Source organism: Micromonospora sp. KC606 (assembly GCF_004348675.1).
Lineage (GTDB): Bacteria > Actinomycetota > Actinomycetes > Mycobacteriales > Micromonosporaceae > Micromonospora.
Genome location: NZ_SMKN01000062.1, coordinates 1 through 26,380, shown reverse-complemented (window position 1 = coordinate 26,380; position 26,380 = coordinate 1). Strand labels below are relative to the sequence as shown.

Below are 26,380 nucleotides of genomic sequence, written 5' to 3'. Positions count from 1 at the left end.
GCACCGGGTGCTGGGCACGGACTATCCGCCGGCGTACCCGCCGATGACGTTGGAGGCGGCGACCTCGGGTGGCGGGCGGACGCTGCGGTTGGCGGCGAGCCGGAGCCGGCCGCCGGTGTTCCTGACCGACCTGGCCGAGGAGGTGGGCGCGCAGCTGGTGCCGATGGGTTCGGCGGGCGCGAAGATCGCCGCGGTGGTGACCGGTGAGGTGGACGCCTACATCCACGCGGGTGGCCAGTACGAGTGGGACTCGGCCGCGCCGGTGGCTGTGGCGACGGCCACCGGCCTGCACGCTTCCCGGATCGACGGTTCTACGCTGAAATACAACGAGGCGGATCCGCGCCTGCCGGACCTGCTGGTCTGCCGCAAGGATCTCGCCACTCGGTTGCTTGCAGCGCTGCAGAGACATTCCGGGTAGCCTGAGCGCTTGATCTTGAGATACCCGACCGGAAAGGTCTGGAAGCCATGAGCGGATCCACGCCGAGCGAGACCGTGTCATGACGGCCCCCGCCCGTTCCTACCAGGTCTCCCACCTCGACGCGCTCGAGGCGGAGAGCATCTTCGTGATGCGCGAGGTGGTCGCCGAGATGGAGCGCCCGGTGCTGCTCTTCTCCGGCGGCAAGGACTCGATCGTCATGCTCCGGTTGGCCCAGAAGGCGTTCGCCCCGGCCAACATCCCGTTCCCCGTCATGCACGTGGACACCGGGCACAACTTCCCCGAGGTGCTGGAGTACCGCGACCAGCGGGTCGCCGAGCTGGGCCTGCACCTAATCGTGGCGAGCGTGCCGGAGGCACTGGCCAACGGCACGGTGCGGGAGTCCGCCGACGGGATGCGCAACCGGATCCAGACGCCGGTGCTGCTGGAGGCCGTCGAGAAGCACCGCTTCGACGCGCTCTTCGGGGGTGCCCGGCGCGACGAGGAGAAGGCCCGGGCCAAGGAGCGGGTCTTCAGCTTCCGCGACGAGTTCGGCCAGTGGGATCCGAAGAACCAGCGCCCTGAGCTGTGGTCGCTCTACAACGGCCGGCACCATCCGGGGGAGTCGATCCGGGTCTTCCCGCTGTCCAACTGGACCGAGCTGGACGTATGGCACTACATCGCCCGGGAGCGCATCCCGCTGCCGTCGATCTACTACGCCCACGAGCGCGAGGTGATCGAGCGGGACGGGATGCTCTACGCGGTCAACGAGTTCTTCCGCCCCCGGGCGGGGGAGGAACGGTTCAAGGCCCGGGTGCGGTACCGCACCGTGGGTGACGCGTCCTGCACCGCGGCCGTCCGCTCCGACGCCGACACCGTGGAGAAGGTGATCGAGGAGGTGGCCGCCACCCGGATCACCGAGCGCGGTGCGACCCGCGGCGACGACCGGGTCAGCGAGGCCGCCATGGAGGACCGCAAGCGGGAGGGCTACTTCTGATGACCGCCGAGACGATCGCTGCGGGCGCAGCGGAAACCAGGGCTGCCACCGGGCCCGAGGCCCGGCCGATGGACCTGTTGCGGTTCGCCACCGCGGGCAGCGTGGACGACGGCAAGTCGACGCTGATCGGCCGGCTGCTGTACGACACGAAGTCGCTCTTCACCGACCAGCTCGCCGCGGTGGAGGCGGTCAGCGCGGCCCGGGGCGACGAGTACACCAACCTGGCGCTGCTCACCGACGGCCTGCGCGCCGAGCGGGAGCAGGGCATCACCATCGACGTGGCGTACCGCTACTTCGCCACCCCGCGGCGGAAGTTCATCATCGCCGACACCCCGGGGCACATCCAGTACACCCGGAACATGGTCACCGGCGCTTCCACCGCCGACCTGGCGCTGATCCTGGTGGATGCCCGCAAGGGTCTGGTGGAGCAGTCCCGCCGGCACGCCTTCCTCTGCTCCCTGCTGCGGGTGCCGCACCTGGTCCTCTGCGTCAACAAGATGGATCTGGTGGACTACTCGCAGGAGGTCTACGAGCGGATCGCCGACGAGTTCACCGCGTTCGCCGCGAAGCTCGACGTGCCGGATCTGACCGTGGTGCCGATCTCCGCGCTCAGGGGCGACAACATCGTCGCCCGCTCGGAGCACATGCCCTGGTACGAGGGCCCGTCGCTGCTGCACCACCTGGAGCGGGTGCACATCGCCAGCGACCGCAACCTGGTCGACGTCCGCTTCCCGGTGCAGTACGTGATCCGCCCGCAGTCCACCACGGTCACCGACTACCGGGGGTACGCCGGCCAGGTGGCCTCGGGCGTGCTCAAGCCCGGCGACGAGGTGATGGTGCTGCCCTCCGGGTTCACCAGCCGGATCGCCTCGGTGGAGACGGCGGACGGCCCGGTCGACGAGGCGTTTCCGCCGATGTCGGTGACCGTGCGGCTGGCCGACGAGATCGACATCTCGCGCGGTGACATGATCTGCCGGCCGAACAACGCCCCCGCGGTGTCGCAGGACATCGAGGCGATGGTCTGCTGGATGGACGAGACCCGGCCCCTGCAGGTCGGCGGCAAGTACGCCATCAAGCACACCACCCGTTCCGCGCGGGCGATCGTGCGGGCCCTGCACTACCGTCTGGACATCAACACCCTGCACCGGGACGATGCGGCCGGCGAGCTGAAGCTCAACGAGATCGGCCGGATCCGGTTGCGGACCACGGTGCCGCTGCTCGCCGACGAGTACCGCCGCAACCGCACCACCGGCGGGTTCGTCATCATCGACGAGACCACCAACCGCACGGTCGGCGCCGGCATGATCGTCGAAGCGGCCTGACTTCGCCCGTTCCTCGCCCTGGCGGGCAGTCGGGGCCCGGATGATCGACTTTCTTCGCGCCAATCGGGGGTGTCCCGGCCACGGAACACCCCCGATCGCGCACAACGGAGCCGCCCGGACGCCAGGCGGCGCCCGGGCGGTACCCGGAAGGTTCAGCCCAGGCGGCGGTAACCCGGAAGTCAGTCCAGGCGGGTGGCGCCGGGGGCAGGGAGGACCGTGACGTGCCCCGGCGCGGCGAAGCCGCGCGCGGCGTACGCGTCGGCCACGGCCTGCGCCACCGCCGGGGCGGAGACGGCCTCGACCAGGGCGAGCACGCAGCCGCCGAAGCCCCCGCCGGTCATCCGCGCACCGAGCGCCCCGGCCGCGAGCGCCGCCTCGACGGCGGTGTCGATCTCCGGCACGGTGATCTCGAAGTCGTCCCGCATGGAGGCGTGCGAGGCGGTCAGCAGCGGGCCGATCTCGCGTACCCGGCCGGCGCGCAGCATCGCGACGGTGTCGAGCACCCGCTGGTCCTCGGTGACCACGTGCCGAACCCGGCGGCGGGTCTCGTCGTCCGGCAGCTTCGGCAGCGCCGCGTCGAGATCGACGGCGGCCACGTCGCGCAGGGCCGGTACGCCGAGCGCGGCGGCCGCCGCCTCGCAGGACTTCCGGCGGGAGGCGTACTCGCCGTCGGCGTGCCGGTGCGGGGCGCGGCTGTCGATGACGAGCATGGCCAGGCCGGCGGCGTCCAGGTCGAACGGGATGTGCTCGACGTGCTCGGTGCGGCAGTCCAGGAAGAGCGCGTGGCCCTCCCGGCAGCGGATCGCCGCGGACTGGTCCATGATCCCGGTGGGTGCGCCGACGTAGGCGTTCTCGGCGCGCTGGGCGAGCCGGGGCTGCCGTTCGGCGGGCAGGTCCAGCCCGCCCAGGTCGACCAGGGCGGTGAGCACTGCCGCCTCCAAGGCGGCCGAGGAGGAGAGCCCGGAGCCGAGCGGCACGTCGGAGGCGATCGCCAGACGTGCGCCGGGCACGGTGTGGCCGGCCTCGCGCAACGCCCAGACCACTGCGGCCACGTACGCGCCCCATCCGGTGACCCGGCCGGGCTCGTCGACGTCGGCGGCGGCGAACTCGATCTGCGCGTCGGTGGTCTCGGACCAGACCGTCCAGCGCTCCCCGTCCTGCGGCGCGGCGGCCACGACGGTACGCAGGGAAAGTGCGAAGGGCAGCACGAAGCCGTCGTTGTAGTCGGTGTGCTCGCCGATCAGGTTGGCCCGGCCGGGAGCCGCCCAGCGGCCCGCCGGCTCCTGGCCGTACGCGGATCGGAAGCCGGCGGTGGCGCGGTCCTCGACGTCGGTCACTGCTGCTCCAGGAGGTGGGTGCGGTAGAAGGCCCAGGCGTCGGCAACCATGTCGTGCAGGGTCGGCTTCTGCGGGGTCCAGCCGAGTTCGGCGCGGGCCAGCGCGGAGGAGGCGACGAGTTCGGCCGGGTCGCCCTCGCGGCGCGGGGCGACCTCCACCGGCACCGGGTGGCCGGTGACCTCGCGGACCACGTCGGCCACCTGCCGGTTGGTGAAGCCGGCTCCGTTGCCGAGGTTGTAGATGCGGTGCTGGCCGGCGGTGGCGGCGGTCAGCGCCAGCAGGTGGGCGCGGGCCAGGTCCTCGACGTGGATGTAGTCACGTACGCAGGTGCCGTCGACGGTGGGGTAGTCGTCGCCGAAGAGCTGGAGCTTCTCCCGCCGGCCCGCGGCGACCTGCAACGCGATCGGGATCAGGTGGGTCTCCGGGTCGTGCCGTTCGCCGATGGCGACGTCGCCGTGCAGGTACGCCCCGGCGACGTTGAAGTAGCGCAGCGAGACGGCGGCCAGGTTGTGCGCGACCGCCTCGGAGGTGAGCGCCATGTCGACGGCCAGCTTGGTGGCGCCGTACGTGTTGGTGGGGGCCTTGGCCGCCGTCTCCGGGATGGGCAGTTCGGTGGGGTTGCCGTAGACGGCGGCGGTGGAGGAGAAGACCAGCCGCGGCACGCGGGCGGCCCGTACGGCGTCGATCAGCGCGATCGAGCTGACCGTGTTGGCGTGCCAGTAGAGTTCCGGCCGGGCCATCGACTCCCCGGCGGCGATGAGCGCGGCGAAGTGCAGCACCCCGTCGAAACCGGCCTCGGGGGTGAGCACCCGGGCCGCCTCGTGGACCGGCAGGTCGACGTGGGTGGCGTCCGGCGCGAGGGCCTCCCGGTGCCCGGTGCGCAGGTCGTCGAGGATCGTCACGTCGTGACCGTTGTCCAGCAGCATCCGGGTCACCACGCTGCCGATGAAGCCGGCGCCCCCGGTGACGAGCAGTTTCACGTCGGGTCCTCCCTGCCTGGCCGGGTCCTGCCGCGGCCGTCGCGATCACCCTACGACCGGAGTCGGTAGTTCCGCTCCGCGTCCACCACCCGCTATTCCACCATGAACCTTCACGATTGAACAGATCCGAACATGGCCGGTTGTCGCCCGCCGGACAGTCCTACCATCACCCACATGCGCACGGGTGGTTCCGGGCCCCGGAGACGATCGCCGGGACGACCCCGGCGCGTACCCGGACCGGTGGCGCGCAGCGTGGCCCGGCTCGTGGTCCGGACCGCCGACGGCGCCACCCGGCTCGTCACCGACCTGCTCGGGGCGAGCCTAGCCGCCGGTCGGGAACGGATCAGCGAGGACGAGCTGCGCGACCTGGTCGCCGCCAACACCGTGCTCGACCCGGACGAGCGCCGGATCATCGACGAGGTGCTGGTCGCCGGGGCGCGCCTGGTACGCGAGGTCATGATGCCCCGCACCGAGGTGGTCTTTTTCTCCGCCGGGACGAGCCTCGCTGAGGCTCAGCGGGCGGTCCGCGCCGAACCGCACAGTCGCTATCCGGTGACCGACGGCACCCACGACGACGTGGTCGGCTTCGTGCACCTGCGGGACGTGCTGCTCCGCCCCGACCTTGACCCGTGCGCCACGGTCGGCGAGCTCACCCGCGAGGTGAAACGGCTGCCCGGCAGTAAGCGGGTGCTCGCCGCGCTGACCGAGATGCGCCGGGAGGGGCACCACCTGGCGGTGGTGGTCGACGAGTTCGGCGGCACCGCCGGCATCGTCACCCTCGAAGACCTCATCGAGGAGTTGGTCGGCGAGATCCACGACGGGTACGACGACGCCGGGGCACACGCCGGCCTGCCCCGGGTGGTGGACGGCCGGCTCAACCTCGCCGACTTCGCCGAGCGCACCGGGGTGGCGCTGCCGACCGGGCCCTACGAGACGGTCGGCGGCTTCGTGATGGCCGCGCTGGGCCGGCTGCCGGTCGCCGGCGACGAGGTGCCGGTGTCCCCACCCGACATCGAGCCCGGCGAGTCCGGCGGCTGGCTGCTGCGGGTGCTGGCCCTGGACGGGCGGCGGGTGTCCCAGATCGCGGTCTCCGCCGCGCGCCTGCCCGAGCAGCGGCGCGAGGTCACCGCCCCGGCCGGGTCGGCGGCGAGCCGACCCGCCGGCCCGTCATGACGTACCCCCGGCGTTGCTGACAGAATTGCCGGCATGTCCGACGTACCCGCCCGCCCGCGCGTCTTCTCCGGCATCCAGCCGACGGCCGACTCGTTCCACCTCGGCAACTACCTCGGCGCGGTGCGGCACTGGGTGGCCCTGCAGGAGAGCCACGACGCGTTCTACTGCGTGGTCGACCTGCACGCGATCACCGCCGGGCACGACCCGAAGGTGCTCAGGGAGCGCAGCCGGATCGCCGCCGCGCAGCTCTTCGCGGTGGGGCTCGACCCCGAACGCAGCACCCTGTTCGTCCAGTCGCAGGTGCCCGAGCACCCGCAGCTGGCCTGGGTGCTGGGCTGCGTCACCGGCTTCGGCGAGGCCAGCCGGATGACCCAGTTCAAGGACAAGTCGCAGAAGCAGGGCAACGAGCGGGCCAGCGTCGGCCTCTTCACGTACCCGATCCTGCAGGCCGCCGACATTCTGCTCTACCAGGCCGACGCCGTTCCGGTCGGCGAGGACCAGCGCCAGCACCTGGAGCTCTCCCGCGACCTGGCGCAGCGGTTCAACTCGCTGTTCGGGCAGACCTTCACGGTGCCCGCGCCGCACATCGTGAAGGACACCGCGAAGATCACGGATCTGCAGGACCCGACGGCCAAGATGTCGAAGTCGTCGTCCTCGCCCGCCGGCATCATCGACCTGCTGGACGATCCGGCCCGGTCGGCCAAGAAGATCCGCTCGGCGGTCACCGACACCGGCCGTGAGATCGTCTTCGACACCGGGACGAAGCCGGGTGTGTCCAACCTGCTGACGATCTACTCGGCGCTCACCGGGCGTGGCATCGACGACCTGGTCGCGGTGTACGACGGCAAGGGCTACGGCGACCTGAAGAAGGACCTCGCCGAGGCGGTCCGGGAGTTCGTCACCCCGATCCAGGAGCGCACCCGCGGCTACCTGGACGACCCGGCCCAGCTCGACAAGCTTCTCGCCGCCGGTGCCGAGAAGGCCCGTACGGTGGCCGCGGTGACGCTGCGCACGGCCTACGACCGGGTGGGCTTCTTCCCGCCGGTCCGGGTCGAGTAGCGGCCCGGGCTCGTCAGGGTGGAGTCGGTGGCCGGAGGGGTGGCGCGGAGCGTGGGTCGCAGGGACGGGGCGCCGCAAGCCGGTGACACCATCCAGATCGGAATCGCGGTGGACATCCCGGAGCCGTGGGGTGGCCTGCTCACCCGCCGCCGGGTCGAGGCGGGCGACCCGCAGGTGGTGCCCGCGCACGTGACCCTGCTCGGGCCCACCGAGATCCCCATCGCCGCGCTGCCGGCGGTCGAGGCGCACCTGGCCCGGGTGGCCGCCACGCACCTGCCGTTCACCCTGCACCTGCGGGGCACCGGCACGTTCCGTCCGGTGACCCAGGTGGTGTTCGTGGCGGTGGCCGCCGGCATCAGCGAGTGCGAGCTGCTCGCCGCCGCCATCAACGCCGCCCCCGAACTGCACCGCGAGGCCCGCTTTCCGTACCACCCGCACGTCACCGTCGCGCAGGACGTCGCGCCGGAGGCCCTGGACCGGGCGTACGAGGATCTCGCCGACTTCTCCGCGATGTTCGAGGTCGACTCCTTCACCCTCTTCTCGCACAGCGGCGAGACCCGGTGGCAACCGCGCCGGGACTTCCGGCTGGGCGGCTGACGCCGTCCGGGCGGCCGGACCGGCCGCCCCGAACCCGAGTATTCGGCGAGGATGGCGTGGTGGACGCGTGGGGGCGGCTGACAGCGGGCATCGACCGCCGGTTCACCACGGCCCGGCACAAGTGGCCCCGGTTCGACCACCTGTGGCGGGCGGTCGACCTGTACGGAGAAGTGCTCGGCGGACGGCTCGCGGCGGCCATCGCCTACTACGGGTTCTTCGCCGTCTTCGCCCTCGCGCTGGTCGCGTACTCCGTCTTCGGGGCGATCCTGGAGGAGAACGACGAGGTCAGCGCCGCGGCGGCCGACTTCCTGGGGCAGAACCTGCCCTTCCTCGACCCGCAGCAGATCGCCGAGAGCAGCAACACCGTCGGCGTGATCGGCCTGGTCATCCTGGTCTTCACCGGGGTCGGCTGGGTGGAGGCGATCCGCTCCTCGCAGCGGCTGATGTACGGCTTCGACCAGCAGCCCGGCAATCTGGTGGTGCGCCGCCTGGTCGACCTCGGTGTTCTGCTGCTCGTCTTCGTGATGCTCGGCGTCTCGGTGGCGGCGGTGGACGCGCTGGAGTCGCTGCTGCGCTTCCTGCTGCGGGCCACCGGCTCGATCGTGCTGACCACGGTCAGCGCGGTGCTCAGCGTGCTGATCAACGCGGTGATCGCCACGGCGCTGCTGGTGGCGGTGCCGCGGCTGCGGATGAGCCGGCGGCGGCTTCGGCCGGTGGTGCTGCTCGTCGCGGTGGGGATCACGCTGCTCAACACCGTCGGGCGCTTCTACATCGTGCGGACCGAGCGGAACCCGGCGTACGCCGTGGTGGCCGGCGCGGTGGGCGTGCTGCTCTACCTCTACCTGCTCAACCAGCTGGTGCTCTTCGGCGCGGCGTTGGCGGCGACCAGCCGGCACGGTCGGGTGGTGGACCTGTCCGAGGGGCCCCCGCCGGCGGACCTCGATGCCGAGGTCGACGAGGGTCTCGATCCGGGAACGCCGGGAGGGGCGGGCTGACGTGCTGATCGAGATCGATCCGGATTCCGCGGTTCCGCCGTACGAGCAGGTACGCGGGAGGTTGGCCGCGATGATCGGCGACGGGCGGCTGCCGGTGGGCACCCGGCTGCCCCCGGTGCGGCAGTTCGCCGGCGAGCTGGGGCTGGCGGTGAACACCGTGGCGCGGGCGTACCGGGAGCTGGAGTCGGCCGGACTGCTGCGGACCCGGGGCCGGCACGGCACGTTCGTGGCGCCGGGACGGGACGACGCGACCGACCGGTTGCAGCGGGCCGCCGTCCGGTACGCCGAGGAGGCGGTGCGACTCGGCGTACCCCCGGACAGGGCCCTGGCCCTGGTCCGCGCGGCCCTGGACGCCGCCGGGCCGGCCTGAGCGCCGCGCGGCGGCCCGGTTCCCGCGACGGGGACGGGTGGGCTGAGGTGGGCAGGAAGTGAAATAGGGCAAATGCCGCCCGCCTCGCTGGCCGGACCGACCATGATGGGGCCGTGGGCGCACTCGTGACGTTGGACCTGCCGGACGGCTCGCCGATGCTCGGCCTGCCGTGGGTCATCACGTTCGGTCCGCTCGGCGACCCGGCGGAGTGGGAGCCGGTGGTCTGCGGCCCGTACGAGCGACCGCACGCGCTGGCCCTGGCCGAGGCGGTGGTCGCCGAGGAACAGCTGATGGCGGTGGTGGAGCCGCTGGTGCCGGCGTTGTCCGCCGAGGAGGTCCGGGGCGAGATCGCGGCCGCGCAGACCGCCGCCCGGGACGAGCTGGCCCGGATCGAGGAGTCCGACCTCTACGGCGACTTCTCCGATGTCGTCGACGAGGAGCTGGAGCGGGCGGCTGCGCAGGAGGAGCACCCATCCGCGCCGCTGCCCGCGCCGACCGAGGAGGAACTGCGGGACGGCTTCGACCGGATCGCCGAACTGCTGCGCCGCAAGGGGCGGTGAACCGCCCGGCCGAGCCCGCCCCACCGAGCCTGCCCGGCCGAGCCCGCCCCAACCGAGCCCGAGCCGGCCGACGGCGGGTCAGCTCACCGTGACGGCCTGGAGGTCCACGTTGCCGCACTGGCCGTGGTGGTCGACCTCGGTGATCCACCTGATCTTCACCTGCTCGCCCCTGGGCACCCGGAACCGGATCTCGAACCGGGCCGTCCGGTTGGTGTGGCGGTCCTCCATCCGCAGGGTGGTGGTCGGGCCGCCGGTGGTGAGCCGGACGTCCAGCCGGCCGCGTGCCATCCAGAGGCCGGCGTAGAGCTGCGCCGTGCGCGTCTCGCCCGAGCCGGCCACCGCGAGGGCGAAGCCGTTGCCCCGTCCGCAGGTGTAGACGCCGGTCGGGGTGGGGCCGCTCGACGCCACCGGCGTCCCGTCGATCCAGCGGAACGATTCCGGGTTGCTGTCGTAGCTGCCCCGGTAACCTTGGCCGCCCTCGTCGATGATCTCGCCGGTGCCGCCGCGCTTGCGCACCACCGAGTCACCGCCGCGCAGGCCCCAGTGCGCCCAGTCCCGGCCGCCACCCGCGGTCAGGTCCACCACGTCCGGTACGTCGTGTCGGGTCACCGTGAGCGTCGGTGGTGCGAGCCGGGGCGCCGGCGGCGAGGTGGCCGGCTTCGGGGCCCCCGGGTCGGAGCCGGTCGCCCGTCCGGCCGGCGGATCCGCCGGCCCGTCCGCCGTCGGCTGCTCGCGTGGCCGCAGGCCAGGCGAGGGTTTCTCGTCCCATGGGGCGTCCGGCACGGCGGCGAAACCGCCACTGGGCTGACTGACCGGGGTACGCCCCTGGCTGCCGGAGGGCGCGTCGGGGGCGCGGCCGGAGCCGAGGTACGACACCAGGGCCACCAGGCAGGCCAGCGCGGTCAGCCCCGACACCGCCCAGCGCCGGCGCCGGATGGGGACCGGCCGGCCGGCCGGTAGGGCCGGTGACGTCAGGCGGACGTGCGGCTGGTCGGCCCCGTCGCCGTCGCGGTGTCGTCCGGGCGCGTCCGGGCAGGCCGGTGTGCCGTTCCACACGAGGGTTCGAAGCGACAGGGCCTCGGGCGACCGGTCGATCGTGGCGGCCCGGTCCACCTCGGAGCGGAGCTGGCGGGGATTCGGCGCCGGGGGCAGCCAGCGACCGGTGCCCGGCTGGTCCGGGGTGTTCTCGTCTGTCATGAAACCTTCCCCTGCCCGCCTGAAAGGCGATCGCGCTTCCTGGCAAGCGCACCCGGGGACGGAACTGTTACACCGCGCGCCGCCCGGCATGTCCGCCGACCGGGGCGGGCGGAGCGGCCCGGTGTGCCATTTCGAGGACGGCACCGGCGCCCCTGGGAGCGGACTCCCCGAGGCGCCGGCGTCACCTCCCCCACCACAAGGGGGTCAGTGGCCCAGCCGCCCGTCGGCGCGGAGCACAACGGACGGCCAGGCCGATGGCGGGTTACCCGGCTCAGCGCCGTCCGAACCACGCGGCCGCGTCGACCGGCAGATTGTGCCCCGATCCCGGCATCCTCGTGACCGGGCCGCCGCCTCAGATCACGGATCGGAGACAGCCGGCGAGGCTTCTACTACAAACTGTCGTTGATCGGGGAGGATGGTCGGTGTGGAAGCTCTTCGACTGGTACTCCTCTATGTCCATCTGATCGGGTTCGCGCTGCTGCTCGGCGGATCCCTCGCCCAGTACGTCAGCGGCCGACTGCGGATCAATCCGGCCATGCTCTGGGGCTCGGTGATCGGTCTGCTGACCGGCGTCGGCCTCTCCGCTCCGCTGCGCGACGGCGACGAACCGGCCCCCGCGAAACTTGTTACCAAGCTGGTGCTGGCTCTGCTGATCTTTGTCATGGTCTTCTTCTCCCGGAAGCGGGCGGACGTCAACCGCGGGCACTTCCTCGGGATCATCGTGTTGACGCTGGTCAACGCCGCCGTGGCGGTGTTCTGGCGGTAGTGTTCGAGGCCCGTCCGGTGTTCCGGGAGCGGTCGTTCGGGACGCCGGACGGATCACCTGCCGGCACGCTGAGTGATGTGCCCCACGACAGCATTACGCCGGGGTAACAGCCGCTCAACAGTCGGGCACGATTGTCGGCCGGTGGGTGGGCGCGGGCGTACGCTCCCGTCCGTAACGTGGGAAACCGGCAGCACGGCGCTGGTCGGTACAAGGGCTGCCACCGCATCGAAGCGCGGTGGGCAATGGAAGGAGACGTCTTGCGCTCTGTGCGTGGGATGCGGATCGCCTCCGCCGTCGTGGCGGGTGGGCTCGTGCTGGGCGCCGCCGCGTGTGGTGAGGCCCCCAAGGACGACAACAACGCCGGTACCGGCGGCAAGAAATACCAGGCCTGCATGGTGACCGACGTCGGCGGCATCGATGACAAGTCCTTCAACACCTCCGCCTGGAAGGGCCTGGAGGAGGCGAAGAAGGAGAACGACAACATCGAGACCAAGTACGTCGCGTCGAAGGCCGAGGCGGACTACGAGGTCAACCTGACCGGGTACGTCAACCAGAAGTGCGACTTCATCCTGGCCGTCGGTGGCCTGATGTCGGACGCCACCAAGAAGATCGCCGAGGCGAACCCGAACCAGCAGTTCGGCATCGTCGACGCGAACCCGGGCGTGGCCAACGTCTACCCGATGCAGTTCGACACCGCCCAGGCCGCCTTCCAGGCCGGTTACCTGGCCGCCGGGATGACCAAGTCCGGCAAGGTCGGCACCTACGGCGGTCTGCCGATCCCGCCGGTGACCATCTTCATGGACGGCTTCGCCGACGGCGTGGCGTACTACAACAAGGCCAAGGGCAAGAACGTCCAGGTCCTCGGCTGGGACAAGGCGACCCAGAAGGGCTCCTTCTCCAACTCCTTCGACAAGCAGGACGAGGGCAAGAAGGTCTCCGACGCGCTGGTCGCCCAGGGCGCCGACATCGTCATGCCGGTCGCCGGCGGTGCCGGCCTCGGCACCACCGGCGCGGCCAAGGCGTCCGGCGGCAAGTACTCGGTCATCTGGGTCGACGTCGACGGTTGCGAGAGCACCCCGGACTGCCCGGTCCTGCTCACCACCGTCGTGAAGAACATCCCGGACGCGGTCAAGGAGGCCGTGCTCAAGGCCGCCGGGGGCGAGAAGCTCCAGGCCCAGCCGGGCTTCGTCGGCACCCTGGCCAACAACGGCGTCTCCATCGCCCCGTACCACGAGTTCGACAGCAAGGTGCCGGCGGACCTGAAGGCCGAGGTCGAGAAGATCAAGGCGGACATCGCGGCCGGCACCATCACGGTCACCTCGAAGGCCCAGCCGACCAAGTGACCGCACTCCCGGTCGTCGCGGTGGAATCATCGACCGCGAGGGCCGGCGGGCACCAGGCATGACGATCGGCCGCCTCGGCGTACGCGGGCAGGACCCGCGGCCACCGGGGCGGCCGATCCGCTCCACCCCTCCGGCCGACCCCGACGGCCGGCGGTCGGCAGCTACGCTGCACCATCGCTCGCACTCCAGGAGGTTGCGCTGAGACTCGAACTGCGCGGCATCACCAAGCGGTTCGGTGATCTGGTCGCCAACGACCACATCGACCTGACGGTGGAGCCTGGAGAGATCCACGCCCTGCTCGGCGAGAACGGCGCCGGCAAGTCGACCCTGATGAACGTGCTCTACGGGCTCTACCAGCCCGACGAGGGCGAGATCCTGGTCGACGGCCGGCAGCTGAAGCTGAGGGGGCCGTCGGACGCGATCGCGGCCGGAATCGGCATGGTGCACCAGCACTTCATGCTGGTGCCGGTCTTCACCGTCGCCGAGAACATCATGCTCGGCGCCGAGCAGGTCAGGGGCGGCATCGCCGGCTTTCTGGACCGCCGCCGGGCCCGGCGGGAGGTCGCCGAGGTCTCCGAGCGCTACCACCTGCGCGTCGACCCCGACGCGATCGTCGAGGACCTGCCGGTCGGCATCCAGCAGCGGGTGGAGATCGTCAAGGCGCTCACCCGCGACGTCGACCTGCTCATCCTCGACGAGCCGACCGCTGTGCTCACCCCGCAGGAGACCGAGGAACTGCTCACGGTCATGCGGTCGCTCAAGGCCGCCGGCAAGTCCATCGTCTTCATCACCCACAAGCTCGGCGAGGTGAAGGCGATCGCTGACCGGATCACCGTGATCCGGCGCGGAAAGACCGTCGGCACCGCCTCCCCGGAGGCGAGCCGGGACGAGTTGGCCGCGCTGATGGTCGGCCGTACCGTCCGGCTCACCGTGGACAAGCAGCCGGCCACGCCGGGCCAGCCGGTCCTGGAGGTCTCCGGCCTGGTCGTCGACGACGACCGGCAGTGCCGCGCGGTCGACGGCGTCGACCTGACCGTACGCGCCGGCGAGGTGCTCGGCGTCGCGGGCGTGCAGGGCAACGGCCAGACCGAGCTGATCGAGGCGATCATGGGCCTGCGGCCGATGCTGGCCGGCTCGGTGACGCTCGACGGCCAGCAGGTCGACAGCTGGTCCACCAAGAAGGTGCTCCGCGCCGGGGTCGGCTACGTGCCCGAGGACCGCAGCGTCGACGGCCTGGTCAAGGAGTTCTCCGTCGCGGAGAACCTGGTCCTCGACATCTACGACCGGCCGCCGTTCGGCAAGGGCCTGGTCCTGCGGCCGGACGCCATCGCGGCGTCGGCGCAGGAGCGGATCGCGCAGTTCGACGTGCGAACCTCGTCGGCGGACGCGGCGGTGGGCACCCTCTCCGGCGGCAACCAGCAGAAGGTGATCGTGGCGCGGGAGCTGTCCCGGCCGTTGAAGCTCTTCATCGCCGCCCAACCGACCCGCGGCGTCGACGTCGGTTCCATCGAGTTCATCCACAGCCAGGTCATCCGGGAGCGGGACATCGGCACCGCCGTCCTGGTCGTCTCCAGCGAACTGGACGAGGTGATCGGGCTGGCCGACCGGATCGCGGTCATGTACCGCGGCCGGATCATCGGCATCGTCGGCCCGGACACGCCGCGTGAGGAGATCGGCCTGCTGATGGCCGGTATCACCCCGGACAGCGCCGGGGCGAGCCCGACCGGCGACACTCCGGCCTCCGCCCCCGAGAGCCCTGGCAACGAGGACAAGGAATGACCAACTCCCACCCGGTGTCGGGTTCCCCGGACAAGGAGCCGGCGACCGAACCAGCGCTGGCCGAGGCCGCCGGCGCCGACCGTGCCGCCACCATGACCGCCCCGAAACAGCCCGAGGAGCCCCGCCCCTCGCTGGGTCGGCTGTTCCTGGACAACCTCTGGGCGGCCAACACGGTGACCGTGACGGTGCTCGCGTTGCTGCTGGCGATGCTGATCGGCGCGGTCCTGATCATCGTGTCGGACCCGGAGGTGCTGGCCACCTACGGCTACCTCACCGCCCGCCCGGCCGACGCGCTCAACTCCTCCTGGGCCGTGGTCAGCGAGGCGTACGCGAACCTGTTCAAGGGCGCGATCTTCGACCCCGAGGCCAGCGGCTTCACCGCCGCGATGGGCCCGATCTCCGAGACGCTCACCTACACCGCGCCGCTGGTGTTCACCGGCCTGTCGGTGGCGTTGGCCTTCCGCGGCGGCCTGTTCAACATCGGTGCCCAGGGGCAGGCGACCATCGGTGTCATCCTGGCCGCCGTGGCCGGTTTCGCGCTGCCGCTGCCGCCCGTGGTGCACCTGGTCGTCGCGCTGCTCGCCGGCGCGATCGGCGGTGCGGTCTGGGGATTCATCCCAGGGATCCTCAAGGCGCGGACGGGCGCGCACGAGGTGATCAACACGATCATGCTCAACTACATCGCGGTCTACTTCCTCTCCTGGATCATCGTCCAGAGCGGGGTGCAGAGCCCGGGCCGGGCCGACGCGATCAGCAAGCCGGTCGACCCCTCGGCCCAGTTGCCCCGGCTGCTCGGCGACAACCTGCGGGTGCACGCCGGCATCCTGCTCGCGGTGCTGGCAACCTGGTTCGTCGCCTGGCTGCTCAACCGCTCCACGCTCGGCTTCGAGCTGCGCGCGGTCGGTGCCAACCCGGACGCCGCGCGGACCGCCGGCATCAGCATCACCAAGACGTACGTGCTGGTCATGGTGATCGCCGGCGTGCTCGCCGGTCTCGGCGGCAGCCAGATGGCGCTCGGCACCACCGCCAACGCGCTGACCCCGCTGGTGGTCGCCCAGATCGGCTTCGACGGCATCCTGGTCGCGCTGCTCGGCCGGGTGAAGCCGTGGGGTGTGCTGCTGGCCGCGCTGCTCTTCGGCGCGTTGCAGGCCGGCGGCAACCGGATGCAGTCGTACTCGGGGATCTCGCTGGAGTTGGTCACCGTGCTCCAGGCGCTGATCGTCATCTTCATCGCCGCGCCGGCCCTGGTGAAGGCGATCTTCCAGCTCCGGGCCGCCCGTGCCGCCCGGCTGCAGACGAGCCTCGCGAAGGGCTGGTGAGGCATGTCCACCACGGCTGTTCCCGACGTCGCCGCCGCCCCGGTCGACCAGGGCTTCTGGACCCGGCACCGCAAGACCGGCGCGGTCCTGCTCGCGCTGGGCCTGCTCGCCACGGTGCTGTTCGGGGCGCTCGCCACCGGTCAGCAGGCGCGGTTCACCCTCAGCGAGACCGAGGGCGGCGCGGCGCTGGAGATCAACGGCACCGTCGGCGCGATCCTGTTCGGCGTCGTCGCCCTGTTGGCCGGCGGTGCGATCCTGTTCGGCGTGCCGAAGCGCTGGTTCACCCTGACGCTCGGCCTCGGCCTGGTCGCCTTCGTGCTGAGCTTCCTCTGCTGGCAGGTCTCCGCCGCCCCCGAGGGACGCAACTTCATGCCCCTGGTCAACGTGGTCCGGGGTACCTTCGTCCTGGCGCTGCCGTTGATCTTCGGTGCGCTGGCCGGTGTGCTCTGCGAGCGGTCCGGCGTGGTCAACGTGGCCATCGAGGGGCAGCTGCTGATGGGGGCCTTCAGCGGCGCCCTCTTCGGCAGCATCACCGGCAGCGTCTGGGTCGGCCTGGTCGCCGCGGCGGTCGGCGGCGCGTTCATCTCGCTGCTGCTGGCCGTGTTCGCCATCCGCTACCTGGTCGACCAGGTGGTCATCGGCATCGTGCTCAACCTGCTGGCGGTCGGCGTCTCCGGCTTCCTCTACGAGCGGCTGATGCAGACCAACGCGGAGCGCTACAACAGCCCACCACGGTTCGCCAACTGGGAGATCCCGCTGCTCAAGGACATCCCGTTGATCGGGCCGGCCCTGTTTCGCGGCAACATCTTCCTCTACCTCGGCCTGCTGCTGGTGCTGGTCATCCACATCGCGTTGTTCCGTACCCGGTGGGGCCTGCGGACCCGTTCGGTCGGCGAGCACCCGACCGCGGCCGACACGGTGGGCGTGAAGGTGCTGGGGCTGCGCTACCGCAACGTGATCATGGCGGGGATGGTCGCCGGCATCGGCGGCGCGTCGTACACGCTGGCGCTCTACACCTTCACCAAGAACATGATCGGCGGTAAGGGCTTCATCGCCCTGGCCGCGTTGATCTTCGGCCGGTGGAGCCCGACCGGCGCGCTGCTCGCGGCGCTCTTCTTCGGCTTCGCCGACCAGCTCGCCACCTACCTGGGCGCGATCGGCAGCACCATCCCGAGCCAGTTCCTGGCGATGCTGCCGTACCTGGCGACGATCCTGGCGGTGGCCGGGCTGGTCGGCCGGGTCCGGGCGCCGGCGGCGGACGGCAAGCCGTACATCAAGGGCTGAGCCCCTCCGTGCGTCTGACCGGCGTGAATTGGGCAGAATGATGGAATGACGGAGATCGACTGGGAGCGGCTGCGGGCCGCCGCCACCGAGGTGATGCGGCACGCCTACGTGCCGTACTCCAAGTTCCCGGTCGGCGCGGCCGCGCTGGTCGACGACGGCCGGATCGTGGTGGGCTGCAACGTGGAGAACGCCGGCTACGGCGTCACCCTGTGCGCCGAGTGCGGTGTGGTCTCCTCGCTGCACGCGACCGGCGGCGGCCGGCTGGTCGCGATGTCGTGCGTGGACGCCACCGGCGAGCCGCTGATGCCCTGCGGCCGGTGCCGGCAGCTGCTCTGGGAGAACGGCGGCCCGGAGTGCCTGGTCGAGACGAAGGACCGGCCGCTGCGGATGGCCGAGCTGCTGCCGCACGCCTTTGACGTGGCCGACCTGGAGGCGGTCACCGGGGAGCGCCCGGTGCCGGTGGTGCCGGACCGGTTGGCCGCATGGCGGGGTCGGGGAACCGTCTTCGTCCACCCCGACCTCTCCGCCGGGCAGCAGGTCTGGACGGCGTACTGGGAGCGGTCGGCGGGCGACACGGGTGCCGCCGAGACCGGTGTGCTGGAGGAGGGGCCGAGCTGGGACGACCCGGCCGAGGCCATCACCTGGGGGATGGCCCGGACGCCACGGGTGGTGGTGGTCGACGCCTCGGGCACCATCTTCTGGGCCGGTGAGGGGGAGCCGCCGATGGAGATCCCAGTTCGCTGGTCTGCTTCTTGAGCATGGGGATGGGCACGGCCGCGGGTTCGGTGTCAGCAACGACTGGAGAAAGATCAGCTGATGAGTGCGTTCACGGCGGTTGACGTCATCCGGACCAAGCGGGACGGGGGCGTGCTGAGCGACGCCCAGATCGACTGGGTCGTCGACGCGTACACCCGGGGGCTGGTCGCCGACGAGCAAATGTCGGCGCTGGCCATGGCGATCCTGCTGCGCGGCATGACCGGGCCGGAGATCGCCCGGTGGACGGCCGCGATGATCGCCAGCGGCGAGCGGCTGGACCTCTCCGCGGTGGCCCGTCCGACGGTGGACAAGCACTCCACCGGCGGCGTCGGCGACAAGATCACTCTGCCGCTCACCCCGCTCGTCGCCGCCTGCGGCGGCGCCGTCCCGCAGCTGTCCGGGCGGGGCCTGGGCCACACCGGCGGCACGCTGGACAAGCTGGAGTCGATCCCCGGCTGGCGGGCCGCGCTCAGCAACGACGAGTTCATCTCCCAGCTGCGCGACGTCGGCGCGGTGATCTGCGCGGCCGGGGAGGGGCTGGCCCCGGCCGACCGCAAGCTGTACGCGCTGCGCGACGTCACCGGCACCGTCGAAGCGATCCCGCTGATCGCCAGTTCGATCATGAGCAAGAAGATCGCCGAGGGGACCGGCGCGCTGGTGCTCGACGTCAAGGTCGGCTCCGGGGCGTTCATGAAGTCCGTCGACGACGCCCGGGAGCTGGCCCGCACCATGGTCGAGTTGGGCGGGGCGCACGGCGTGCGGACGGTCGCCCTGCTCACCGACATGTCCACCCCGCTCGGCCTGACCATCGGCAACGCGGTCGAGGTGACCGAGTCGGTGGAGGTGCTGGCCGGCGGCGGACCGGCCGACGTGGTGGAGCTCACCCTGGCGCTGGCCCGGGAGATGCTGGACGCGGCCGGCCTGCCGGACGCCGACCCGGCCGCCGCGCTGCGCGACGGGCGGGCGATGGACGCCTGGCGCGCGATGGTCCGCGCCCAGGGCGGCGATCCGGACGCCCCGATGCCGACCGCCAACGAGGTCGAGGTGGTCCGGGCGCGGTCCGACGGTTTCGTCGAGTCGGTCGACGCGTACGCGATCGGGGTGGCCGCCTGGCGGCTCGGCGCCGGCCGGGCCCGCAAGGAGGATCCGGTCAGCGCCGCCGCCGGCGTCGTGCTGCACAAGCGGCCCGGTGACCCGGTGCGGGCCGGGGACCCGCTCTACGAACTCCGTGCCGACCAGGCGACCCGGATCCCGGCGGCCCGGGCCGAGGCCGAGCGGGCAGTTCGCGTCGCGCCCGACGCGCCGGCCCCGTCGTCGCTGGTGACGGAGCGGATCGGCTGACCGGCCGAGCCCCGCGGCCGGCGGGCCGGCCGGGGGGCGTCATCATGGTGCCGGTCGGCGGTAGTGGCTGTATTCCCTGGTTAGAGGGACCGACCGACGCCACGTCGATGCGAAGGGACAGGGACCTGAGTCGTGCGCGTATCCGCCCCCGACCCACGGGAAGTGCGTGAGGCGAGCCTGGACGAGTTGTCCCGGCTGGGCCTGCCGCTGCCGCCCGCCCAGTTCCCGCTGGTGTGGGAGCCGGGCGACGAGATCGAGTTGCGCCCCACCGCCGAGATCGAGGCCCGGATCGCCGTCCTGCACCTCATCCTGGCCCGATGTTTCGGCATGCCGCCGCGGGCGGCGATGGAGTGGCTGCTCGCCTCCCACCTGGTCGAGTTGGTCACCCCGCCGGAGTGGGAGTTCGTGACGGCCGGCAAGGGTGACCACCGCTCGTTCGTGCTGCACCACGACGCCCTCTTCTCGCTGGCGTGGGTGCTCGGTCTGACCAAGCAGCTCGACCCGACGATTCCGGTGGACGAGCGGCTGGTGGAACGGATGCCGCACATCGCCGGCGGGGAGCTGTTCGGCCAGTGGCGGGCCCGTATCCTGGCCGCGCCCCAACATCCGGCGGACGCCGCCGCCCTGCTCGACCTGCACTACTGCCTGGACTGGGCGTACCTGGAGACGGAGAAAGCCGGCCGGCCGCTGCCCGGCCTGGTGGACGCCAACGCCATCGGGCAGCGCCGCTGGGCGTTGGAGTGGGCGGTGATGCTGCGCGGGCCGTACCACGAGGCGCCGCCGGGCTGGGAAGAGGTCGACCTGTCCACCTGAGTCAGCGCGGTCGCCAGACGGTGAGCCGGACCTCGACGGTGACGGTGACCGGCCGGGGGAGCGCGGCGATCCGGTCGGCGAGCCGCGCCGGGTCGGTGTGCCAGGCGCTCGGGCCCATCCCGACCAGGGTCGCCACCTCGTCGCCCGTCAGCACGAGCCGGGCGGTGTGCACCTCGTCGCGTTCCTGGGCGAAGTGGCCGGCGAGGCTGTCGGTGACCCGGTCCGCCTTGGCCGGGTCGACCCTGAGCAGACCGAGCGCGTCGACCAGCTCGGCGAGGTGCGCACCGGTCGGGGTGACCACCAGCAGCGCTCCGGCCGGGTCGAGCACCCGGTGGAACTCGGCGCCGTTGCGCGGCGCGAAGACGTTGAGCAGCAGGGCCGTGGCGGCGTCGGCCAGCGGCAGCCGCCGCCAGGTGTCGGCCACCGCGGCGGCGGCGCGGGGGTGGGCGCGGGCCGCGCGGCGCAGCGCCGGCTTGGAGACGTCCAGGGCCAGGCCGACGGCGCCGGGCAGCGCCGCCAGCACCGCCGCGAGGTGCCGGCCGGTGCCCGCCCCGGCGTCCACCACCAAGGGGTACGCCCCGACGCCCGGCTGCCCGTCCGGTCCGTCGCCGGTGGGTTCCGGGCCGACGATCCGGGTGGCCGCCTCGGCGAGCGCGGCGGAGACGACGTCGTAGTGGCCGGCGGCCAGGAAGTCCGTCCGGGCGGCCACCATCCCGGCGGTGTCCCCGACGTGCGGGGCGCGGCCGGTGAGCAGGTTGACGTACCCCTGTCGGGCGACGTCGAAGCTGTGCCGGCGCGGGCAGCGCAGCGCGTGGGTGTCGGGTGCCGGGGCCAGCGGTTCGGCGCAGACCGGGCAGCGCAGCCGGGCGAGCACCCGTGGATGCGCTCCGGCCCAGGGCTGTTCGGGCGGGCGTGGCGCGGTCACCCGGTGAGCCTACGTGGGCGGAGGAGCCCTGGCCGGGCGCGCGGCTGCCGCTGGTCCCGCCAGCCGGGTGACCACCCGGGGGGTGAGCCCGTCAGCTCCTACGCTGGTGACATGTCAAACAGATTGTGGGAGCTGTTCGGAGAACGGGGTCGCGGCGTGCTGGCGACCCTGCGTCGCGACGGCCGGCCCCAGTTGTCCAACGTCGACTACCTCGCCGAGCCGGGTCTGGTCCGCTGCTCGACCGTCGGCGACCGCGCCAAGGCGCGCAACCTGCGCCGCGACCCCCGGGCCAGCTTCCACGTCACGACCGCCGACGGTGGCGCGTACGCCGTGGCCGAGGGCCTGGCCACCCTCACCCCGCCCGCCGCGACCGAGGACGACGCGACCGTGGAGGAACTGGTGGAGGTCTACCGCCGCATCCGTGGCGAGCACCCCGACTGGGCGGAGTACCGGGCGGCGATGGTCGCCGACGGCCGGCTGGTGGTCCGGCTCGCCGTCGAGCGCGTCTACGGCTGGCGCCCCTGAGCGCGGTCCGGTCACGGCCCGCGCCCCGCGCTGACTAGGGTCTGAGCATGGTCGCAATCCGATACGAGGACATCGTCAAGGTCCCGAAGGCGCTGCTGCACGACCACCTCGATGGCGGGCTGCGGCCGGCGACGGTCGTCGAACTCGCCGCCGAGGCGGGCCACGAACTGCCCACCACCGACCCCGAGGAGTTGGGTCGCTGGTTCGCCGAGGCGGCGAACTCCGGCTCGCTGGAGCGTTACCTGGAGACCTTCGCGCACACCGTCGCCGTCATGCAGACCGCGCCGGCGTTGCGCCGGGTGGCCCGGGAGTGCGCCCTGGACCTGGCTGCCGACGGGGTTGTCTATGCCGAGGTGCGCTTCGCGCCGGAGCAGCACCTGGAACGCAACCTCAGCCTCGACGAGGTGGTGGAGGCGGTGGTGGCCGGTTTCGTGGAGGGCAGCGCGCAGGCTGCCGAGTCCGGCCGCCCGATCCGGATCGGCACCCTGCTGACCGCCATGCGGCATGCCGCCCGCTCGCAGGAGATCGCCGAGCTGGCTGTCCGGCACCGGGACACCGGGGTGGTCGGCTTCGACATCGCGGGCGCGGAGGCGGGATTCCCGCCCACCCGGCACCTGGACGCCTTCGAGTACCTGCAACGGGAGAACTTCCACTTCACCATCCATGCCGGTGAGGCGTTCGGGTTGCCCTCGATCTGGCAGGCCATCCAGTGGTGCGGTGCCGACCGGCTCGGCCACGGCGTTCGGATCGTGGACGACATCACGCCCGGCCCGCGCCCGGTGCTGGGCCGGCTGGCCGCGTACGTCCGGGACAAGCGCATCCCGCTGGAGCTCTGCCCGTCGTCGAACGTGCAGACCGGTGCTGTCGCGTCGATCGCCGACCACCCGATCGGGCTGCTTCGTGACCTTCGTTTCCGGGTGACGGTGAACACCGACAACCGGCTGATGAGCGGCACCTCGATGTCCCGGGAGATGGCGCTGCTGGTGGATGCCTTCGGTTACGGCTGGAAGGAACTCCAGTGGTTCACCATCAACGCCATGAAGAGCGCCTTCATCCCGTTCGACGAGCGGCTGGAGATCATCGATCAGGTGATCAAGCCGGCGTACGCGAAGCTGCTTGGCTGATCAGTTGTGCGGGTGGCCGGCGACCATACCGGCCACCCGCCGCAGGATCTCGCCGGCCGCGGCCGCCTCGGCTCCCAGGCCGGTCTGCCGGCGCAGCACCGCCGGCTCCGCACGCAGCAGCGCCACCCCGCGCCGGAGCAGCACCTTCGGTGCCTTGCGTTGCTCGGCGAGATCGCGGGCGAACCGGCGGAGGAACGTTGTCGCCCGGGGGCGGCGCAGGGCGTACGCCCCGGCCAGCAGCCCTCGGCGCCGGCACTCTCCGACGATTTCGGCGGCGAATATCCCTTCGGCGATGAAAAGTGGCGATCCGGCCACGTCGCATACCCGGGTGGCCACCCTCCGGTCGGCACCGATCGCATAAACCGGCACTTCGGCCTTGCCGTCCTGGGCCAGTCGGGCAATTGTCTCCACGGCCGTTACGGCATCCCAGGAGTGGGGTGAATCCCAGTCGACCTGTCCGTTGTGGTGCGGCAACGTAGGGTCATCACCGTCCTTGTAGAAGTCGTCCAGGCAGAGCACCGGAAGTCCGGTTCGCTGCGCTATATACGACTTTCCGGAGCCTGACGGGCCGGCAAGGAGGACAACGCGGTGAGGGTATTCCATAACTTTTCGTAACTCCGGCCGGACGGAACGCTATCAAATGGCATCAACATCTCATCACACCATCGGGGACGGCCGGCCTGGGCTTTCTCTTTCCGAAGCGGCGTGATGGAATCTCGGGGGTCCGACCCGCCGGGTCGGTCGCTGGGCGTTGCCCGGGGCAACGCGGGTACGCTGCAATCGCGAGGGCGGTGACGTGAGCAAACGGCCAAAGACGGCGGGCTCCTTCCTGTCGCGTCTGCGCCGGCCGGCCGGCTGGCTCCGCGACATGCCGATCTGGTCCAAGCTCGGTCTGATCATGATCGTGCCGACCATCGCCACGGTCGTGGTCGGCACCAGCGGCCTGGTCGACAACCTGCAGACGCTCAACAATGCCAACCGGGCCGGTGACCTGGCCAACCTCGTCGGATACTCCGGAGACCTGGTCAACAACCTCCAGGACGAGCGGACCTCCGCGGTCCTGCTGCTGGGCGCGCCCAAGGGGCAGGTGCGGGAGCAATACCAGGAGACGTACAACCGGGTCAACCTCAGAGTCGACCAGTCCAAGGTGCCCTACCTGCAGCAGCGGGCCCAGATCGAGGACCTCCCGGGCAGCCTGGACACTCTGCTCGACCGGATCGACCAGGAGCTCACCGACCTGCCCGGCACCCGTAGCCAGGTGTTCAACGGCAAGCTGACCATCAGCGACGCCGTCGGCTCCTACCAGGGGCTGATCAACCAACTGATCAGCGTCCGGGACTCGGTCACCCAGCTCGCCGGCGACAACGACCTCAGCGACCGGATGCGGGCCGCCACCTCCGTCGCCCGCGCCAAGGAGTTCCTGTCGCTGCGCCGCGTCGCGGTGCACCAGGTGCTCATCCAGAAGGCGTACATCTCGCCGCTGCGTCGCGACTACATCGCCAGCCAGACCGGGCAGGCGCTCGCCCTGCAGACCTTCCAGTCGGTGGCGACCCGCGCCGAGCGGGAGTTCTTCGATCAGACCGTCGCCGGCACCGACCGCCGGCAGGCGGACACCTACAGCGGTTGGATGGACAGCCGGGCCAGCGAGAGTATCGCCGGGGTCCCGTTCGGGCCCGACCAGTGGGAGGCGGCCATGACCGCCAACGCCGGGCTGTTCCGCACCGTGGAGGTCAAGCTCGACGGCGACGTGGTCCGCCAGGCCGACACGCTCCGCTCCGACGTGCAGCGCACCGTCTTCCTGCAGACCGGCCTGCTGCTGAGCATGCTGCTGCTGGCCATCCTCTTCGCGTACCTGGTCGCCCGGTCGATGGCCCGATCCCTGCGCGACCTGCGCCAGGGCGCCCTGTCCATCGCCCAGCACGGCCTGCCGCAGGCGGTGGCCCGGCTTCGTGACCCGCAGGTCAGCGCGCAGCTCTCCCCGGTCCAACTGGCCAACCAGATCGCCGAGCCGCTGCCGGTACGCAGCAAGGACGAGTTCGGTCAGGTGACCGAGGCGTTCAACGCGGTCCACCTGGAGGCGGTCCGCACCGCCGCCGAGCAGGCCGCGCTGCGCTCCTCCGTCGCGACGATGTTCGTCAACCTCGCCCGCCGGTCGCAGATCCTGGTCGACCGGCTGATCGGCCACCTCGACCGGCTGGAGCGCGGTGAGGAGGACCCGGACCGCCTCGCCGAGCTGTTCCAGCTCGACCACCTGGCCACCCGGATGCGCCGCAACGACGAGAACCTGCTGGTCCTCGCCGGTGCCGACTCCACCCGCGTGCAGCGCGAGCCGGCCGCCCTGATCGACGTGCTGCGCGCCGCGCAGTCCGAGGTCGAGCACTACACCCGCGTCGAGTTCGGGATCATCGACCGGGACATCGAGGTCGCCGCCCACGCGGTCAACGACATGGTGCACCTGGTCGCCGAGCTCTTCGACAACGCGACCGCCTTCTCGCCGCCGGATTCGCAGGTCATGGTCGAGGCACGCCGGATCGGTGACCGGTCCACCCTCTACGTCGAGGACCGCGGCATCGGCATCAGCGCCGAGCAGTTGGCCGACCTCAACGAGCGGCTCTCCACGCCGCCCCAGGTCGACGTCGCGGTATCCCGGATGATGGGCCTGGTCGTGGTCGCCCGGCTGGCGTCCCGGCACGGCGTCAAGGTCGAGCTGCGTCCCGGCGCCGACCGCGGCACCGTCGCCGAGGTCACCATGCCCGCCTCCGTGCTGGTGCCCCGGGCGCTCACCGGTCGGGGGCCGCAGCCCGGCGCGCTGCCCGTCGGTGGCCCCGCCGGGCCGCAGACCGGTTCGTTCCCGGCCTTCGGCGCCCCCGCCGCGCCGCAGCCCTCCGGTGCCCTGCCCGCGCTCGGCAACGGTCCGACTCCGCCGGCCCCCCGGCCGGGTGAGTCCGGCAACCAGGTCACCCTCGGCGGCCGGCCGTTCGAGCCGGCGCCACGCAACGGCTCGGCCCCCCCGGTGGGCGGGGGGCGTGCCATGCCCGCCTGGTCCGACCTGACCGGGGCGACCGGGGCCAACGGCAATGACGGATACCCGCCGCGGCCCACCAACGGCCAGCCGGTCAACCCGCTGCCGCAGCGGCGCATGTCCGACGGTGACCCGGGGGGCACCGGCCAGCAGCCGGTGATTCCGCGGCAGTTGCCGAGCAGCCCCGAAGCGCGTCCGTACAGCGCGCCGCCGGTCTCCGTGCCTCCGGTGTCCGCGCCGCCGTTGCCGCCGGTCTCCGGTGTCCCGGTGTCAGGTCAGCCGGTGTCGGGCCAGCCCGTCTCCGCCGCGCCCGTGTCGGCTCAGCCGGTCTCCGGCCAGCCCGTCTCGGCCGCGCCGGTCTCTGTGCCGCCCCGGCAGACC

At 71.9% G+C, this 26,380-nt stretch carries 25 protein-coding genes; 20 read left to right on the top strand and 5 right to left on the bottom strand.

What is annotated here, in order from left to right:
* The 3 genes from E1193_RS14865 to cysN all read left to right on the top strand — a co-directional run.
* Nucleotides 1-418, top strand: a 418-nt coding sequence (locus tag E1193_RS14865; RefSeq protein ID WP_279433342.1) for an inositol monophosphatase family protein, incomplete at its 5' end; no start/stop codon positions are given.
* A 79-nt stretch (nt 419-497) separates the two neighbouring features.
* Nucleotides 498-1,412 carry a sulfate adenylyltransferase subunit CysD gene (cysD, locus tag E1193_RS14860; RefSeq protein WP_132183789.1) on the top strand — a complete coding sequence of 305 codons (915 nt, stop codon included), beginning with the start codon at nt 498-500 and terminating at the stop codon, nt 1,410-1,412.
* Entirely contained in the window at nt 1,412-2,734 is a 1,323-nt protein-coding gene (gene cysN / locus E1193_RS14855; RefSeq protein ID WP_132183788.1) for a sulfate adenylyltransferase subunit CysN, read from the top strand. Before cysD ends, cysN begins: the two co-directional genes overlap by 1 nt.
* A gap of 179 nt (nt 2,735-2,913) precedes the next feature.
* Here cysN and galK read toward each other — a convergent pair whose 3' ends face one another.
* Complete coding sequence (galK, locus tag E1193_RS14850) at nt 2,914-4,071, bottom strand: galactokinase (protein ID WP_132183787.1); 1,158 nt, start codon at nt 4,069-4,071, stop codon at nt 2,914-2,916.
* Nucleotides 4,068-5,051, bottom strand: coding sequence for a UDP-glucose 4-epimerase GalE (gene galE, locus E1193_RS14845; protein ID WP_132183786.1), 984 nt, complete (start codon nt 5,049-5,051; stop codon nt 4,068-4,070). The genes galK and galE overlap by 4 nt, the downstream gene beginning before the upstream one ends.
* Before the next feature lie 174 nt (nt 5,052-5,225).
* Between galE and E1193_RS14840 the strand changes: the two genes are divergently transcribed.
* The 6 genes from E1193_RS14840 (at nt 5,226) to E1193_RS14815 (ending at nt 9,805) form a co-directional block, all read left to right on the top strand.
* The gene (locus E1193_RS14840; RefSeq protein WP_132183785.1) at nt 5,226-6,224 is read left to right on the top strand and encodes a hemolysin family protein; all 999 of its coding nucleotides are present in this window, start codon (nt 5,226-5,228) and stop codon (nt 6,222-6,224) included.
* A gap of 33 nt (nt 6,225-6,257) precedes the next feature.
* Nucleotides 6,258-7,283, top strand: a complete 1,026-nt coding sequence (gene trpS / locus E1193_RS14835; RefSeq protein WP_132183784.1) for a tryptophan--tRNA ligase — start codon at nt 6,258-6,260, stop codon at nt 7,281-7,283.
* A gap of 18 nt (nt 7,284-7,301) precedes the next feature.
* The gene (locus tag E1193_RS14830) at nt 7,302-7,880 is read left to right on the top strand and encodes a 2'-5' RNA ligase family protein (protein WP_132183783.1); all 579 of its coding nucleotides are present in this window, start codon (nt 7,302-7,304) and stop codon (nt 7,878-7,880) included.
* Between the two features lie 59 nt (nt 7,881-7,939).
* A complete protein-coding gene (locus E1193_RS14825; RefSeq protein ID WP_132183782.1) occupies nt 7,940-8,875 on the top strand; it encodes a YhjD/YihY/BrkB family envelope integrity protein in 936 nt (311 codons plus the stop codon).
* Complete coding sequence (locus E1193_RS14820) at nt 8,823-9,245, top strand: GntR family transcriptional regulator (protein WP_132183781.1); 423 nt, start codon at nt 8,823-8,825, stop codon at nt 9,243-9,245. Before E1193_RS14825 ends, E1193_RS14820 begins: the two co-directional genes overlap by 53 nt.
* Before the next feature lie 113 nt (nt 9,246-9,358).
* Nucleotides 9,359-9,805, top strand: coding sequence for a hypothetical protein (locus tag E1193_RS14815; protein WP_132183780.1), 447 nt, complete (start codon nt 9,359-9,361; stop codon nt 9,803-9,805).
* Nucleotides 9,806-9,883: 78 nt separating this feature from the next.
* Here E1193_RS14815 and E1193_RS14810 read toward each other — a convergent pair whose 3' ends face one another.
* A complete protein-coding gene (locus tag E1193_RS14810; protein WP_243707639.1) occupies nt 9,884-11,002 on the bottom strand; it encodes a hypothetical protein in 1,119 nt (372 codons plus the stop codon).
* 424 nt (nt 11,003-11,426) lie between these two features.
* Between E1193_RS14810 and E1193_RS14805 the strand changes: the two genes are divergently transcribed.
* The 8 genes from E1193_RS14805 (at nt 11,427) to E1193_RS14770 (ending at nt 20,403) form a co-directional block, all read left to right on the top strand.
* Nucleotides 11,427-11,768 (top strand): hypothetical protein, encoded by a 342-nt coding sequence (locus E1193_RS14805; protein WP_132183779.1) that lies wholly within the window; start codon nt 11,427-11,429, stop codon nt 11,766-11,768.
* Between the two features lie 275 nt (nt 11,769-12,043).
* Nucleotides 12,044-13,111, top strand: coding sequence for a BMP family ABC transporter substrate-binding protein (locus tag E1193_RS14800; RefSeq protein WP_207922704.1), 1,068 nt, complete (start codon nt 12,044-12,046; stop codon nt 13,109-13,111).
* 198 nt (nt 13,112-13,309) lie between these two features.
* Entirely contained in the window at nt 13,310-14,890 is a 1,581-nt protein-coding gene (locus E1193_RS14795; protein ID WP_132183777.1) for an ABC transporter ATP-binding protein, read from the top strand.
* A complete protein-coding gene (locus tag E1193_RS14790; RefSeq protein WP_132183776.1) occupies nt 14,887-16,209 on the top strand; it encodes an ABC transporter permease in 1,323 nt (440 codons plus the stop codon). Before E1193_RS14795 ends, E1193_RS14790 begins: the two co-directional genes overlap by 4 nt.
* Before the next feature lie 3 nt (nt 16,210-16,212).
* Nucleotides 16,213-17,493 carry an ABC transporter permease gene (locus E1193_RS14785; protein WP_132183775.1) on the top strand — a complete coding sequence of 427 codons (1,281 nt, stop codon included), beginning with the start codon at nt 16,213-16,215 and terminating at the stop codon, nt 17,491-17,493.
* Nucleotides 17,494-17,538: 45 nt separating this feature from the next.
* Nucleotides 17,539-18,249: a cytidine deaminase gene (locus E1193_RS14780; RefSeq protein WP_132183774.1), complete on the top strand. Its 711-nt coding sequence runs from the start codon at nt 17,539-17,541 to the stop codon at nt 18,247-18,249.
* A gap of 60 nt (nt 18,250-18,309) precedes the next feature.
* Nucleotides 18,310-19,590: a thymidine phosphorylase gene (locus E1193_RS14775; RefSeq protein ID WP_132183773.1), complete on the top strand. Its 1,281-nt coding sequence runs from the start codon at nt 18,310-18,312 to the stop codon at nt 19,588-19,590.
* Between the two features lie 132 nt (nt 19,591-19,722).
* Nucleotides 19,723-20,403, top strand: coding sequence for a DUF4272 domain-containing protein (locus E1193_RS14770; protein WP_132183772.1), 681 nt, complete (start codon nt 19,723-19,725; stop codon nt 20,401-20,403).
* A gap of 1 nt (nt 20,404) precedes the next feature.
* On the opposite strand, the gene E1193_RS14765 is transcribed toward E1193_RS14770, so the two are convergent.
* Nucleotides 20,405-21,265: a putative RNA methyltransferase gene (locus tag E1193_RS14765; protein WP_347877028.1), complete on the bottom strand. Its 861-nt coding sequence runs from the start codon at nt 21,263-21,265 to the stop codon at nt 20,405-20,407.
* Nucleotides 21,266-21,439: 174 nt separating this feature from the next.
* Here E1193_RS14765 and E1193_RS14760 point away from each other — a divergent pair, with 174 nt between their 5' ends.
* Both E1193_RS14760 and E1193_RS14755 read left to right on the top strand, forming a co-directional pair.
* Nucleotides 21,440-21,853 (top strand): PPOX class F420-dependent oxidoreductase, encoded by a 414-nt coding sequence (locus tag E1193_RS14760; protein ID WP_132183770.1) that lies wholly within the window; start codon nt 21,440-21,442, stop codon nt 21,851-21,853.
* A gap of 47 nt (nt 21,854-21,900) precedes the next feature.
* Complete coding sequence (locus E1193_RS14755; RefSeq protein WP_132183769.1) at nt 21,901-22,977, top strand: adenosine deaminase; 1,077 nt, start codon at nt 21,901-21,903, stop codon at nt 22,975-22,977.
* On the opposite strand, the gene E1193_RS14750 is transcribed toward E1193_RS14755, so the two are convergent.
* The gene (locus E1193_RS14750; RefSeq protein ID WP_243707637.1) at nt 22,978-23,496 is read right to left on the bottom strand and encodes an ATP-binding protein; all 519 of its coding nucleotides are present in this window, start codon (nt 23,494-23,496) and stop codon (nt 22,978-22,980) included. It lies immediately after the preceding gene.
* A 277-nt stretch (nt 23,497-23,773) separates the two neighbouring features.
* Here E1193_RS14750 and E1193_RS14745 point away from each other — a divergent pair.
* A partial coding sequence (locus tag E1193_RS14745) for a sensor histidine kinase (RefSeq protein ID WP_132183767.1) occupies nt 23,774-26,380 on the top strand: 2,607 nt, incomplete at its 3' end.